We start from the raw sequence: 13,715 nt of genomic DNA, 5'->3' as shown, positions 1-13,715 counted from the left end.
GTTCGCCTCTCAGCCTTCGACCGCCAGGTCGAGCTCGCCGGCCAGCACCTCGAGCGAGTCGCCGATGATGGATATGATCTCGCCGATCTGCGCGGCGGTGACGATCATCGGCGGCGCGACCATGAAATTGTCGCCGTCGACACCGCCCTTGACCCTGCGTCCGTAGATGATCAGGCCGCGCTCGTAGGCGAGGTCGAGCAGGCGCTGGGTGGCCTTCTTTGCCGGTTCGATCGGCCGCAGCGTGTCGGGATCGGCGACCATTTCGGCACCGGTGAGCAGGCCCTTGCCGCGGACGTCGGCGATGAACGGAAACCGCTTCGCCAATCCCCTCAGCTCGTCCATCAAAAGCTCGCCCATGACAGCCGCATTGGCGATCAGGCCGAGACGGTCCATCTCGCCGAGCACGGCGAGCCCGGCGGCGCAGGCGAGCGGGTTGCCGGCGTAGGTATGGCCGTGCTGGAAGCCGCCCGACGCGAGCAATGGCTGCACCAGTCGCATCGGTGCCGCCAGCGCACCGAGCGGCGCATAGCCCGAGCCCAGCCCCTTCGACAGCGCGACGATGTCGGGCTTGCAGTTCCAGTGGTCGCCGCCGAGGAATTTTCCGGTGCGGCCGGCACCGCTCATCACCTCGTCATGGATGAGCAGGATGCCGTAGCGATCGCAGATCTCGCGGATGCGCGGATAGTAGCTGTCCGGCGCCACCAGTGCTGCCGTGGCAGCGCCGCCGACCGGCTCCATGATGAAGGCGAGCACGCTCTGCGGTCCCTCGGCGAGGATCTTTTCCTCCAGCATGTCGGCGTAGCGGATGCCGCGCTGTTCCATCGAAAGATTGTCGCGGTCGCGCCAGGCGATGGGCGCCGGCACGGTCGGCATCATCTGCATCATCGGCACAAATGTTTCGGACAGCGCATCGTCGCCGGTAACGGCGAGCGCGCCGAGCGTGCCGCCATGATAGGAGGGAAAGCGCGAGATCACCTTCCAACGGCTGGGCTGGCCGGTGGCGACCGCCCATTGCCGCGCCAGCTTGATGCAGGATTCGGTCGCTTCCGAGCCGCCGGAGACAAAGAAGATGCGGTCCATGCCCTCGGGGAGTTTGGCCGCCAGCTGCCGCGCGAGCTCCTCTGCCGGTTCGTTCTCGAAATGCAGACGGTAAGCGAAGGTGGCGCGGTCCATCTGCCGTTTCATCGCGTCGAGCACGTTGCGATTGGAGTGGCCGATATTGGCAACCATCGGACCGCTCGATCCGTCGATGAAGCGGCGGCCATCCTGCGTCCACATGTAGATGCCTTCGGCGCGGTCGATCATCGGCCGGCGCAGGCTGGATAGATAAAACAGATGCGAGGCTTCGCGAGTTTCCGGGGCAGGAGACTTCAACATGTCATGGCTTTCCAAGATAGCGGTCAAGGACATTTCTGGTGACGCGCTCGACAATCGCATCCTGCCTTAGCAGGCCGGCAACCCATTCGCAGCTTCCGGCGTGAAACACCTCGCCTTTGCCGCGCGGGAAATTGACGATCATGCCGTTGCCGCGTTTGACCTTGTCGAGGTTGGCATCGCTTGCCTCGCCGAACAGCGTCTCGGCGGTGAAGCGTCCGTCCTCGTCGCCGAGAAACTGGTCCTCGAACGCAATGTCGGCGCTTTCCTCGACCTGGCTCGCCATGCCGACCGCGAGCACCTGCAGGCCGTCCGGCGCACCGCTAGTGGTCGTGGGGTAGGGCAGGCCGCCGCGGATCTCGAAATCGAGCCCGTCGACCTCGTAGCCATAGACATGGCTGTCGGCGCCGAGCAGATCGCCATAGTAGATGCCGGTGCCGGCAAACGCCCAATGCTCCGGCCGGTAGACCGGAAAGCCGCGTACGCCGCGCGGCGCGCAGCCGCCCCAGCCGGCATAGACGCCTCTTGTCGCGTTAAGCCCGAAGGTCGCCGCACCCGGCCGGCCGATTTCCGGCGCTTCCCAGGAATTGGTGGCGCGCCTTATATCACCGCCGCGATAGGCCGGGTCCTCGGCGCGAGCGCGATATTTGTAGCAGACCTGCCGGCGGCCTTCGTCCTCCAGCCTGGTCTGCCACATGAAATTGCCGGCAAAGCGCGCCGCATGACCGCCGCGCTCGACATAGGTGTCGACCGCATCGCGCATTTCCCAGGTCCAATATTCGTCGTGGCCGACCAAGACGACGCAGTCATAGCCGTCGAGAATGTCGGGCGAAAAATGCAGATCGTGCTGGCTGGCGAGATCGACGGCGTAGCCGGCACGCTCGGCGAAGCGGAAGAAATGGCTGTCGTAGCTTGCCCAGCCGGACGATGCGTATTTCTTCGAATGGCCGGTAGCAAAGGCCCATTCCATATGCGGATAGCGCGGCACGGTTTTCGGCGGCACGGCGACTTCGAGCGGCACGCGCGGCGCGTCCCTGGGCAGCACGACGAAGCCGCGGCACCACGGCCGTTGGGTCGACACCATTCGTGCATATTGGTCCCGGTCTGGCCCGGTGATGCCTTCGTAATGGTTGGAACCGCCCCATGTGTTGTAGGCGAGCCAGGTGCCGGTGGCCGCGACCTGCAGTACGCGGCCGGGTTTCTTGCCGGGCTGCGGCGAGACGATGAAAAGGTGATGACAGCGGATCGGCTTGCCGTCGCGACCGTTCGCTTCAAGCGTGACGCGATAGGCGCCGGATGGCCAGTCGTCGCCGATGCGAAACTCGAACGACGCTTGCCAGCCGCAGCCTTCGACCGAACATTGGTCCGGCGTATCTTGCCAGCGCGCCGCGATTCCGGTCCCTTCGAACATTGTCGTTTCCGCGCCGCCGTCGCGGATGATCGCGATGCCAAAACCGGCGGCCGTCGAACTGACATGCAGTGCCACCATGTCGCCAGGACGGTAGGAAAAACGGTCGCTGTAGCACCAGATTTCGCCGCGCCTGCCATCCATACCGGGCCATTCCCAGTAATGGCTGCGCACCGCCTGGCGTCGCTGCTCCGGCGTCAGGCCGAAATCGGGAAACTCGGTCGGCAGATGGTTCATGGACACCGCTAAGGTCGAAGGCCGCCATTTCGGCCATCCGCCGGCCAAGCGTCAATTGGAAACGATCGGGCCAGCCGTTGCCGGGCGCTCCCTTGGCCTTGCCGGACAAACAGACTATCTCACAAAGGGCGGCCTTGTCCGCCACGGGAGCCGATATGCTGAGAGTGCAAAAGGTCAGGGTCAACGATATCTACGTGCCGACGGCGCGCAAGAAGACGCTGCATCCCGAGACCGTCCGCCATCTGGCCGAGGACATTCTGGAAAACGGCATGAAGATGCCGATCCAGGTGCGCCATGACGGCAAGCGCCATATCCTGGTCGAAGGGTTGCATCGGCTGGAAGCGGCCAAGTGGCTCGGCGAGACCGAGATCGACGCCTATCTGGTGCAAGCCAAGCGCCACTGAAGCCACTCAGTTCGCTCATTCGAATCTCCTGTCCCGCGGATTTTTTCGCGGGCCGTGTCGGCTTGCGTCGTGTCGATTCGTCCTAGACACGGAAGCCAAACCGAAATGTGAGGAAACACCATGACCACCAAGCTCGACGTCGCCCCCAACTCCGATCGCGAGCTGGTTCTCGCCCGCATCATCGATGCGCCGCACGAGAACGTCTATCGCTGCTGGACCGAGCCAAAGCTGTTGACGCAATGGTTCTCGCCGAAGCCGTGGATGACGCCGCGCGCCGAAATGGATGTGCGGACCGGTGGCTCCACCGTTGTCGTCATGGCCGATCCCGACGGCAAGGAGTTCCCGAATCCAGGCATCTTCCTCGAAGTCGTACCGGGCAAAAAGCTCGTCTTCACCGATGCCTATACGAAGGCGTGGGAGCCGTCCGAAAAGCCGTTCATGACGGTCGTGCTGACCTTCGAGGACGAGGGCGAGGGCAAGACGCGCTACATTGCCCGCGTCGCGCATTGGTCGGTCGCCGACCGCGAACAGCACGAGAAAATGGGTTTTCACGACGGCTGGGGCCAGTGCGCCGAACAGCTTGAGGAGGTCGCCAAGCGACTTTGATGCAAACGGGAGAGGGAGACTGATGTCCAGATCGATATTTTTCGCCATTTTCGCCTCGGCCGCCGCGCTGTTTGCCGCGCCGGGCACCATCAACGCAGAGGAGGCCAAGCCCGCCATGACGACCGCAACCGCAACACTGCCGACGCCGGAAAAATCCGGCCTGCTGCCGATCAACGGCCTGAACTATTATTACGCCGTCTATGGCAAGGGCGAGCCGCTGCTTCTGCTGCATGGCGGTCTCGGCACGACCGACATGTTCGCGCCGATCCTGCCAAAGCTTACCGAGAACCGCACCGTCATCGGGGTCGACCTGCAGGGCCATGGCCGCACCGCGCTCGGCGACCGGCCGCTCAGCCTGGAGGCGATGGGCGACGACATGGCAGCGATCGTCAAGGCACTCGGCTACGACAAGGTCGACGTCATGGGTTATTCGCTGGGTGGCGGCGTCGCCTTCCGAATGGCCGTGCAGCATCCCGAAACGGTGCGCCGCCTAGTGCTGGTCTCGACCGGCTACGCCGCGGACGGCTTCTACGCCGAGATGCGTGGCCAGCAGGCACAAGTCGGCGCGGCGATGGCCGACATGATGAAGGACACGCCGATGTACAAGTCCTACGTCGCGGTTGCGCCGCATCCGGAGGATTTTCCGAAACTGCTCGACCAGCTCGGCGCCTATATGCGCAAGGACTACGACTATTCGGCCGACGTGCCGAAGCTGAAAATGCCGGTGATGCTGGTGTTTGGCGACAGCGATATGTACCGCCCCGAGCACGAGATCAAGTTCTATCAGATGCTCGGCGGCGGGTTGAAGGACGCCGGCTGGATGCGCGAGAACCTGTCGCAGAACCGCCTGGCGATCCTGCCGAACCGCACCCACTACGACGTGTTCTTCGCGCCGGAACTGACAGCTGCCGCGCTACCGTTCCTCAATGGCCAGACCAAGGTCAAGACCTGGGACGAGGTCGTCAACGAAACGAACTGACGCCCAGTCAATTGTCTGCCGGCCGTCTTCCGCGAGATGGCCGGCATTTCGCCCATGGGGCCTTGGCCCGGCGCATCGGCCAATCGTGGATCGGCCGCATCACAGCCATAGATGGCGCCATCAAAGCTTTTCAATTGACGCTGCCACGCCTATCGATAGGTATGCCGCCTATCCTCACAGGGCAGGGACGCGGGTGATGGCAAGATATCAGGGCGGGTGTTTGTGCGGCGCGGTGCGCTACCGCGCCGAGGCGGCACCGATCAATGAGCGCGTCTGCCATTGCCGGTTGTGCCAGAAGGCGCTGGGTGCCGCCTTTAACGCGCGCGTGCTGTTCCGCATCGACGATGTGACGGTCGACGGACCGCTGGCGACAGTGAATTCCTCGCCCGATCTCAAGCGCGGCTTTTGTCCCCGCTGCGGCACGACGATGTTTTCCCGACGCGATTCCGCCGGCATCATCGGCATCACTACCGGCTCCCTCGATGATCCCTCGGTGTTCAGGCCTGAGATGCATATCTGGACCGCCTCGAAGCAGCCCTGGGTGCAGATCGATGACGGCCTGCCGCAATATGAAGGCGCGCCACCTCCGGCTTGAGGTGAAATCTGGACAAAATTTAATCCAAAGCGACACGAGATAGCCGGCAAAGCGTCATTGGCGGGCCATCATTGCTGCCTATCTATTGCGTGCGGGCGGCAGTCGAGGAGGCGACGGAATGAACGACAGCATCAACACCCTGGACGAGCTCTTGAGTGATCCGATGATCAAGCTGGTAATGGAGCGCGACCGCGTGCAACCGGCACAACTTCGCACGTTGCTCGAAGAAAAGGTCCGCCGGGTAGACGATGATGCGCCGGTCAACGATCGCTTTGTACCGCCGGCCCACCTGATGGCCACGACCTGTCACAAGCTGTGGTTGTGCAGCTAGGGTCTTGAAGCGGTCAGCCGGAATTTGCCGGCAAATAGCTGTAATGGCTGCGGAAATAGGCAAGCTTGAAGCCGAGGCGTGCATAGTTGCGGTAGGCTGGCCCGTCACGTTCGGCTCGCGGCGCCTCGATATCGGCCACGAACAGTTTTGCACCGGCCGCAAGTCCGTCGCGCACCATCGCTTCGCCGAGCATTGCATCGAGGTCGAAGCTCGGCGCCATGATGCCGGGCACCGGCGCGTCGATGCCGCTCTAGGCCATGCCGTCGGCGCCGATGAACATCGAGCGCACCGCCGCCACCGCGTCTTCCCGCCGCAGCATGTAATGATGCCAGCCGCGTCGGCCGGCCAGCGCCAGCAACCACGGTGAGGTCGGCAACCGATATTGGCTGTCGATGAACCCAGCCCATTCCCTTGCCGTTGCCGGCGTCACCCGCTCGACCGAGACATCCTCCGTCGGGAAAAGCGGCTCAGCGGGCAATGGCGTGGCGTCGCGAAAGATGCGTTCCCAGCCGCCCTGACGTTGCAGGCCGCGCGCCTCGAGCCAGCAGCTGAGCGTCGCGGGCTCGGTGTGTGGGTTGGTGTAGAACCAGGGCCGCAGAATGCCGGCGTCGCGATAATGCGCCAGAAGCGCGTCGAGCCGGCTCTCGGTGGCCGCGCTCTCGACGCCGAAATTTTTGACACAGTTGAAATGGATGAACGGGATCGTCGTGCAGGTGGTCCAGACGAGATCGCCATCTTCGGCGATGGCAAGGCCTTGCCTTGCGGCAAAGTCTGACGGCGCGGCGCGATAGAGGTCGAGCCACGCATTGACCTCGGCGCGTTCGATGGCGCGACTGAGGTTGCGAGGTATCTCGTCGACGCCGATGGCGGGCGAGCGTGGCTCCGGCGGGATTGCGGGCTGCAATTCCGACAGGGCGGCGGGCTGCATGACTTCCTCCCAAGTATGAACTTACACTGTAAGATTAGTGGAGACTAATCTCATGCCGTGCGTTGTCAAGCCGAGGCAGCGACGTGGGCGAACATTGGAGGGATAGCACACCTCCGCCCGGCCAACGTCTCGCTGCAAAGCCCTAACAATTCGATTCAAACTTTGTTGGTAGTTTCTTGTTAGGAATCCAGCTTGGTTTGTCCGGCGGCGTTGTCCTGCCTTCGGTCTGTTGTGTTTTGCGTACAGGTCCAGATGCGGTTATCAGGCGTCGTCATCTTTTCGATCGCAGCGCTGTGCCTTGCCGGCTGCACATCGACATCCGGCGTCGATGCGCTGCAAGTGCCGTCCAGCGAGACGACCAGCTCGGTTGTGCGGCCGCCCGCGCCGGTGGCATCTGCTGCGAAAACTGATGCTGCGCCCGCCTTCGCGGAACAGGAGCAGGACGAACAGCCGGTCGCCATGGCGGAGCCCGACCAAAGCGTCGAGCCGCCGGCCGAGGTGATCGCGCTGGTATCGCCGCCGAGGCGGCTGACACGCGCAGCGCCAGCAATGCTTGCCGAGCCGGTCACGCGCTATGGTTTTCGCGATGCCAAGCCGATCAATTTCGGCAAGGCATCCTCGCCGAGGCGTCTCGCCGTCCACGGCGTCGACGTCTCGCGCTGGCAGGGCAATGTGAACTGGGGAAAGCTGCGTGCCCAGGGCGCCAATTTCGCCTACATCAAGGCGACTGACGGGGGCGATCATCTCGACCCGATGTTTACCAGGAACTGGCGCAGTGCCGATGCCGCCGGCCTGAAACGCGGCGCCTATCATTTCTTCTACTGGTGCCGGACCGCCGGCGAGCAGGCCGACTGGTTCATCCGCAACGTGCCGAGGGTCGAGGGTGCGCTGCCGCCGGTGATCGACGTCGAGTGGAACGGCGACTCCAGCTGCAAGCGCCGCCCATCGCGGCAAAAGGTGCTGGAGAAGATGCAGGTGTTCATGGACAAGCTCGAGCGCTACTACGGCCAGCGCCCGATCATCTACACCGCGCCTGACTTCTACCGTGACAACCTGCGCGGCGCATTTTTGGATTACCCGTTCTGGCTGCGCGCCGTGGCCGCCCACCCGTCAAAGGTCTATCCCGGGCGCAAATGGCTGTTCTGGCAATATTCCGGCTCCGGCCTGTCGCACGGGGTGAGGGGCCGCATCGACCTCAACGTGTTCCGTGGCGATGAGCGCGCCTGGCGCGACTGGACTGGCGGACGGCAGATGGTGGCCGAGGCGGAATGAGGGCGGTCGCGTCTATTCCAGCTTTGGTGATTTAGCCGAAGCCTCTCCGCGGTCGCCATCCTAGGGTCTCCGCGACGTCGCTTCGCTCCTGCTCCGCCCTAGGATGACGACGAGAGGATTGCCCCTCGTCATTCCGTCACTGGCTCATTGAGCATGGCTTCAATGTTGTAGCCATCGGGATCAAGTACAAAACAGGCATAGTGATTCTCTGCATATTCCGGACGCGGGCCGGGTACACCATTGTCTGCGCCACCGGCGTCGAGGGCAGCTCGATAGAACGCGTCAACCGCTGCCCTGCCATTTACCCGGAAAGCGACGTGCACACGGGTCAGCGGTGGTTTGCTGTCCGAATGTTGAATCTCGAACAAGCTGCCGCTGCCGACATCAAAAGCCCAAAACACCCCCTGCTTACCAAAGGAAAGGCGATATCCCAAAGGTCCAAAAGCTCTTTCGTAGAAGAGTTTGCTCTTCTGCAGATCGCTCACTGCAACCGTTATGTGATCAATCATTCCGCACCATCGCGGGACTCTGACACTCGAAGCGGGACGCCGCAACCCTGCAGCACCACATTTTGCCCGGCTCTATGCCTCTACATATTCCGCCAGACTAACAGCCTTGGGCACATCCAGCCCATCGGCGCGCAAGCCTTCGATATGAAAGCGTATTGCGTCGCGAACTTCGGTTTCCACTTCAGGGACCGTGGCACCGGTGGCGATGCAGCCTGGCAGATCCGGCACGTAAGCGGAAAAATTGTTTCCGGCTTTTTCAATCACCACCGCGTAACGCATGTCATCGCTCCTTTAGGCGGACTGCCGGCCACGGCGACGAAGGGGCTGGCGGCATTGACGCGATAGACGGCAATTGCTGGCAGAAGCAATTGGGCGGCTATCTTGGCGTCGTTAGCTCGGGTAGCGCATCCCATGCCAGGTTTCGCCGGGGTCCTTCGGGATCAGCTTCGGGCGCCACGTTATCGAGGAAGTCGGATCTAGCCCCTTTGAAAGCGTCGCATCTGCTCGTTCTAGTCTAGAAGGTAGTCTGGTGACTCGCCGATAGACGCCCTGCCTTCCCAAAGAGCGCCGCTCTCGAACTGATGGAATTGGATGCGAAATACCGGCCAACTTTTCTTCTTCGCGCGCATTAGCTGGGTGGCCTGATTGTACTCGCGTGATGCATAGATATGCATACAGTGGTAAAGAATGATGTCAATCGAGGTGCGTCCTGAGAAGATCGTTATGAATTCGACTCCATTTGTGGAGGTCTTAGATAGGATCCAGCAATTTTTTATTATTGAGTATTGGCGATTAAAGTAGGAACGAAACAGGTAGATTTGATACTTGATAAACTCTTGGCCAGTTTTTCTATCTTGAAAATACTTTTCGATCTCGCGTTCTATTTCTATTTTCGACGCGCCTGAACGGATCGCGTTTGAAATGGCAGTAAGTGCTCGGCGTTCGTCGTTTGGGTGTACGGCGAAAGGGGCGCTGTCAAAGGCAAACGCCCCCTTCAATTGTCTACGCCAATCGGCCATGAAGATGTGAGCGCTCAACTACACCCGCTCGTGGCCCCGCAAGTATCGCACTTCTCGCAAGTCCCGTTTCGCACCATCGTGAAGTTATGGCATTCCGAGCATTCGTTGCCGGTGTAGCCCTGCATGAGCGATTGCTGGCGCCGGTTGGCGGCAAGCGCTTTTGCCTCGGCTGCTTCTTTCGCGGCCTCGTCGGTGAACAGCTCCGTCGGGTCGGAGGCTTCCGCGTAGACGATGTCCTCGACCAGTTCCCTGGCGCGCTCCTCGTAGTCGCGCTTGTAGGCGACGGCTTCGTCGCTTGCCGGTTTTAGCGTCAGCACGTTGGAGCCGGAGAAAGCGGTCGGGGCGGTACGGACTGGAATTCCGGAGCCCGAACCCGCAAAGCCCTTGGGCTCGGCACTCATGCCCGACACCAGCTTAACCGGCGAGGCACCGCGGGTGAGACCCTTGGAGAAGGGCGTCGCCTTGCCTTCGTTGATGCCGCGACCGAGTGCCGTCTTGTCGAAATCCGACTGGTCGACATGGGCGAGGTCGTGGCGGCCGAGATAGGAGACGGCCAGTTCGCGGAACACATAGTCGAGGATCGACGTGGCGTTCTTGATGGCGTCGTTGCCTTGCACCATGCCGGCCGGCTCGAATTTGGTGAAGGTGAAGGCCTCGACATATTCGTCGAGCGGCACGCCATATTGCAGGCCGAGCGAGATGGCGATGGCGAAGTTGTTCATCATCGCCCGGAAGGCGGCACCTTCCTTGTGCATGTCGATGAAGATCTCGCCGATACGGCCGTCGTCGAACTCGCCGGTCCTGAGATAGACCTTGTGGCCGCCGACGACCGCCTTCTGGGTATAGCCCTTGCGGCGGTTCGGCAGCTTCTCGCGGTCACGGTAGAGACGCTCGACGACGCGCTCGACGATCTTCTCGGTCACCTGCACCGCGCGCTGCGCGGCCGGTGCCGCGATCAGCTGCTCGATGGCTTCGTCCTCGTCCTCCTCGACGTCGGCAAGCAACGAGGCGTTGAGCGGCTGCGACAGCTTCGAGCCGTCGCGATAGAGCGCGTTGGCCTTCAGCGCCAGCTTCCACGACAGCATGTAGGCGCCCTTGGCATCTTCCACCGTTGCGTCGTTCGGCATGTTGATGGTCTTGGAGATGGCGCCGGAGATGAAGGGCTGCGCCGCCGCCATCATCATGATGTGGCTGTTGATCGACAGCGAACGCTTGCCGATCTTGCCGCACGGGCTGGCGCAGTCGAACACCGGCAGGTGTTCGGCCTTCAGGAACGGCGCGCCTTCCAGCGTCATCGCCCCGCAGACATGGATGTTGGCGGCCTCGATGTCCTTCTTCGAAAAGCCCAGCGCCGGCAGCATCTCGAACGAGAAATCATTGAGCTGCTCATCGGTGAAGCCGAACGTCTCCTTCACCCAGTCGGCGCCCAACGTCCACTGGTTGAAGACGAACTTGATGTCGAAGGCCGACTTCAGCGCGGCATTGAGTGCTGCGATCTTTTCGTCGGTAAAGCCTTTTGCCTTGAGCGAGCCGGGGTTGATGCCCGGCGCCTGGTTGAGATTGCCGTGGCCGACGGCATAGGCCTCGATCTCGGCGATCTGGGCCTCGGAATAGCCGAGCGTGCGCAGCGCTTCCGGAACGGCGCGGTTGATGATCTTGAAATAGCCGCCGCCGGCGAGCTTCTTAAATTTTACCAGCGCGAAATCGGGCTCGATGCCGGTGGTGTCGCAATCCATCACCAGGCCGATCGTGCCGGTCGGCGCGATCACGGTTGCCTGCGCATTGCGGTAGCCATGCTCCTCGCCGAGCTCGATGGCGCGGTCCCAGGCGGCCTTGGCATGGTCGGCAAGTTCCTGCTGCTTGAGATCCGAGGCGACCAGCGGCACCGGATTGACGGCGAGCTTCTCGTAGCCGTCCCTTTCGCCATACGCCGCGCGGCGGTGGTTGCGCATGACACGCAGCATGTTCTGCGCATTGCGGTCATAGTCGGGGAAGGCGCCGAGCTCGGCGGCCATTTCGGCCGAAGTGGCATAGGCGGTGCCGGTCATGATCGCGGTGAGGGCGGCGCAGATGGCGCGGCCCTCGTCGGAATCATAGGGAATACCCGAGGTCATCAGCAGGCCGCCGATATTGGCGTAGCCGAGGCCGAGCGTGCGGTACTCGTAGGAAAGCTTGGCGATCTCCTTCGACGGGAACTGCGCCATCATGACGGAGATTTCCAGCACCATGGTCCACAGCCGCACCGTGTGCTCGTAGGCTGCGATGTCGATCGTGCTGTCGGCATTGCGGTAGGGCAGAAGGTTGATCGACGCCAGGTTGCAGGCGGTGTCGTCGAGGAACATGTATTCCGAGCACGGGTTGGACGCCCGGATCGCACCGGCCGAGGCGCAGGTGTGCCAGTCGTTCATCGTCGTGTTGAAATGCAGGCCCGGATCGGCCGACGCCCAGGCGGCATAGCCGATCTTTTCCCAGAGATCGCGCGCCTTCAGCGTCTTCAGCACCTTGCCGTCCTTGCGGGCGGTGAGATGCCAGTCTCCGTCCTGCTCGACGGCGCGCAGGAAATCGTCCTTCAGCGACACCGAATTGTTGGAATTCTGGCCGGAAACCGTGAGATAGGCGTCCGAATCCCAGTCGGTGTCGTAGGTCTTGAACGACATCGAGGTGTAGCCCTGCTTGGCGAACTGGATGACGCGGTAGATATAGTTCTCCGGCACCGCGTCCTTCTTGGCCGCCTTGATCTCGCGCTTCAGCGCGGTGTTGACCGCCGGATCGAAGCAATCGTCGCCATTGCCTTCGCAGTTGATGCAGGCCTTCATGATCGCTTCGAGATGCTTCTTGACGATCTTCGAGCCGGTGACCAGCGAGGCGACCTTCTGCTCCTCATTGACCTTCCAGTCGATGAATTCCTCGATATCGGGATGATCGGCGTCGACGATGACCATTTTCGCGGCGCGTCGCGTCGTGCCGCCCGACTTGATGGCGCCCGCCGCGCGATCGCCGATCTTGAGGAAGCTCATCAGCCCCGACGAGCGGCCGCCGCCCGACAGCTTTTCGCCTTCGCCGCGCAGGAACGAGAAGTTGGAGCCGGTGCCGGAGCCGTATTTGAACAGGCGCGCCTCACGCACCCACAGGTCCATGATGCCGCCTTCATTGACGAGGTCGTCCTGCACGCCCTGGATGAAACAGGCATGCGGCTGCGGGTGCTCATAGGAAGACTTCGACTTGGTCAGCTTGCCGGTGAACGGGTCGACATAGAAATGGCCCTGGCTCGGGCCGTCGATGCCATAGGCCCAGTGCAGGCCGGTGTTGAACCATTGCGGCGAGTTCGGCGCGACCCGCTGGGTGGCCAGCATATAGGCGAGCTCGTCGCGGAAGGCGCTCGCGTCTTCCTCCGACTTGAAGTAGCCGCCCTTCCAGCCCCAATAGGTCCAGGTACCGGCAAGCCGGTCGAAGACCTGTCGGGCGTCGGTCTCGGAACCGTAGCGCTCGGCTTCGGGCAGTTTGGCCAGTTCCGCCTCGTCGGCGACCGAGCGCCACAGGAAGGAGGGGACTTGCGTCTCTTCGACCTTCTTCAGCCGTGCGGGAACACCCGCCTTGCGGAAATATTTCTGCGCCAGGATATCGGCGGCAACCTGGGAGAACTGCGCCGGCACGTCGATGTTGTCCAAGCGGAACACCACCGAGCCATCCGGATTCTTGATCTCCGAAAGCGCCTTGCGGAATTCGATCTCCGCATAGGCAGATTGTCCTGGCTTGGTGAAACGACGCTCGATGCGCATTGGTCCGGTCCCTTTTGTCTACATATAGCGCTTTTCCCAGAGGATTTCTGCCCTCTTGACGAAACGCGCATGTCCGCCATCTGCCGGCGTTCGAAAACCGCCGGCTCTCATCGTCACAGTCTCCGCCGCCCTGCCGGTCGAACCTCTTGCGAGGCCGCTGTCCAACGCGCTCACGGACCCTGTGGGTCCCTCAAAACTGAAAACTTTTTGTAACGCCCTCGATCGAGGGAAATTCACATTATCTAGCGTCGAACCTACCTGCAAACACTAAATA

The 13,715-nt window shown here is 62.1% G+C and carries 14 protein-coding genes; 6 read left to right on the top strand and 8 right to left on the bottom strand.

Annotation, left to right across the window (positions count from 1 at the left end):
* Positions 1-9: 9 nt before the first annotated feature.
* Both NKI59_RS03790 and NKI59_RS03785 read right to left on the bottom strand, forming a co-directional pair.
* Entirely contained in the window at positions 10-1,377 is a 1,368-nt protein-coding gene (locus NKI59_RS03790; RefSeq protein WP_352702444.1) for an aminotransferase family protein, read from the bottom strand.
* A gap of 1 nt (position 1,378) precedes the next feature.
* Complete coding sequence (locus NKI59_RS03785) at positions 1,379-3,019, bottom strand: N,N-dimethylformamidase beta subunit family domain-containing protein (protein ID WP_352702441.1); 1,641 nt, start codon at positions 3,017-3,019, stop codon at positions 1,379-1,381.
* Positions 3,020-3,174: 155 nt separating this feature from the next.
* Between NKI59_RS03785 and NKI59_RS03780 the strand changes: the two genes are divergently transcribed.
* From NKI59_RS03780 to NKI59_RS03760, 5 genes are all read left to right on the top strand, one after another.
* A complete protein-coding gene (locus NKI59_RS03780) occupies positions 3,175-3,423 on the top strand; it encodes a ParB N-terminal domain-containing protein (RefSeq protein ID WP_023674751.1) in 249 nt (82 codons plus the stop codon).
* Positions 3,424-3,543: 120 nt separating this feature from the next.
* Positions 3,544-4,029 (top strand): SRPBCC family protein, encoded by a 486-nt coding sequence (locus NKI59_RS03775; RefSeq protein WP_352702439.1) that lies wholly within the window; start codon positions 3,544-3,546, stop codon positions 4,027-4,029.
* A gap of 22 nt (positions 4,030-4,051) precedes the next feature.
* Complete coding sequence (locus tag NKI59_RS03770; RefSeq protein ID WP_352702437.1) at positions 4,052-5,008, top strand: alpha/beta fold hydrolase; 957 nt, start codon at positions 4,052-4,054, stop codon at positions 5,006-5,008.
* 196 nt (positions 5,009-5,204) lie between these two features.
* Positions 5,205-5,603 carry a GFA family protein gene (locus NKI59_RS03765; protein ID WP_023674754.1) on the top strand — a complete coding sequence of 133 codons (399 nt, stop codon included), beginning with the start codon at positions 5,205-5,207 and terminating at the stop codon, positions 5,601-5,603.
* Between the two features lie 118 nt (positions 5,604-5,721).
* Positions 5,722-5,934, top strand: coding sequence for a hypothetical protein (locus NKI59_RS03760; RefSeq protein ID WP_023674755.1), 213 nt, complete (start codon positions 5,722-5,724; stop codon positions 5,932-5,934).
* Between the two features lie 13 nt (positions 5,935-5,947).
* On the opposite strand, the gene NKI59_RS03755 is transcribed toward NKI59_RS03760, so the two are convergent.
* Together NKI59_RS03755 and NKI59_RS03750 are read right to left on the bottom strand one after the other, a co-directional pair.
* Positions 5,948-6,166, bottom strand: a complete 219-nt coding sequence (locus NKI59_RS03755; RefSeq protein WP_352702434.1) for a hypothetical protein — start codon at positions 6,164-6,166, stop codon at positions 5,948-5,950.
* An 18-nt stretch (positions 6,167-6,184) separates the two neighbouring features.
* Positions 6,185-6,862, bottom strand: a complete 678-nt coding sequence (locus tag NKI59_RS03750) for a hypothetical protein (RefSeq protein WP_352702432.1) — start codon at positions 6,860-6,862, stop codon at positions 6,185-6,187.
* A 252-nt stretch (positions 6,863-7,114) separates the two neighbouring features.
* On the opposite strand from NKI59_RS03750, the gene NKI59_RS03745 reads away from it, so the two are divergent.
* A complete protein-coding gene (locus NKI59_RS03745; protein ID WP_352623616.1) occupies positions 7,115-8,134 on the top strand; it encodes a GH25 family lysozyme in 1,020 nt (339 codons plus the stop codon).
* 128 nt (positions 8,135-8,262) lie between these two features.
* On the opposite strand, the gene NKI59_RS03740 is transcribed toward NKI59_RS03745, so the two are convergent.
* The 4 genes from NKI59_RS03740 to NKI59_RS03725 all read right to left on the bottom strand — a co-directional run bounded on the left by NKI59_RS03740 (position 8,263) and on the right by NKI59_RS03725 (position 13,441).
* Positions 8,263-8,643, bottom strand: coding sequence for a VOC family protein (locus NKI59_RS03740; RefSeq protein WP_352702430.1), 381 nt, complete (start codon positions 8,641-8,643; stop codon positions 8,263-8,265).
* Between the two features lie 72 nt (positions 8,644-8,715).
* Positions 8,716-8,922, bottom strand: a complete 207-nt coding sequence (locus tag NKI59_RS03735; protein ID WP_352702428.1) for a type II toxin-antitoxin system HicB family antitoxin — start codon at positions 8,920-8,922, stop codon at positions 8,716-8,718.
* A gap of 230 nt (positions 8,923-9,152) precedes the next feature.
* Positions 9,153-9,680 carry a hypothetical protein gene (locus tag NKI59_RS03730; RefSeq protein WP_352702426.1) on the bottom strand — a complete coding sequence of 176 codons (528 nt, stop codon included), beginning with the start codon at positions 9,678-9,680 and terminating at the stop codon, positions 9,153-9,155.
* Positions 9,677-13,441, bottom strand: a complete 3,765-nt coding sequence (locus NKI59_RS03725; RefSeq protein WP_352702425.1) for a vitamin B12-dependent ribonucleotide reductase — start codon at positions 13,439-13,441, stop codon at positions 9,677-9,679. The genes NKI59_RS03730 and NKI59_RS03725 overlap by 4 nt, the downstream gene beginning before the upstream one ends.
* Positions 13,442-13,715: the final 274 nt, after the last annotated feature.

The sequence above is a fragment of the Mesorhizobium sp. M0598 genome, from assembly GCF_040320865.1.
In the GTDB taxonomy this organism is placed as follows: domain Bacteria; phylum Pseudomonadota; class Alphaproteobacteria; order Rhizobiales; family Rhizobiaceae; genus Mesorhizobium.
Note: the sequence above shows the minus strand (reverse complement) of the source record. Positions and strands in the feature narration are given on the sequence as shown.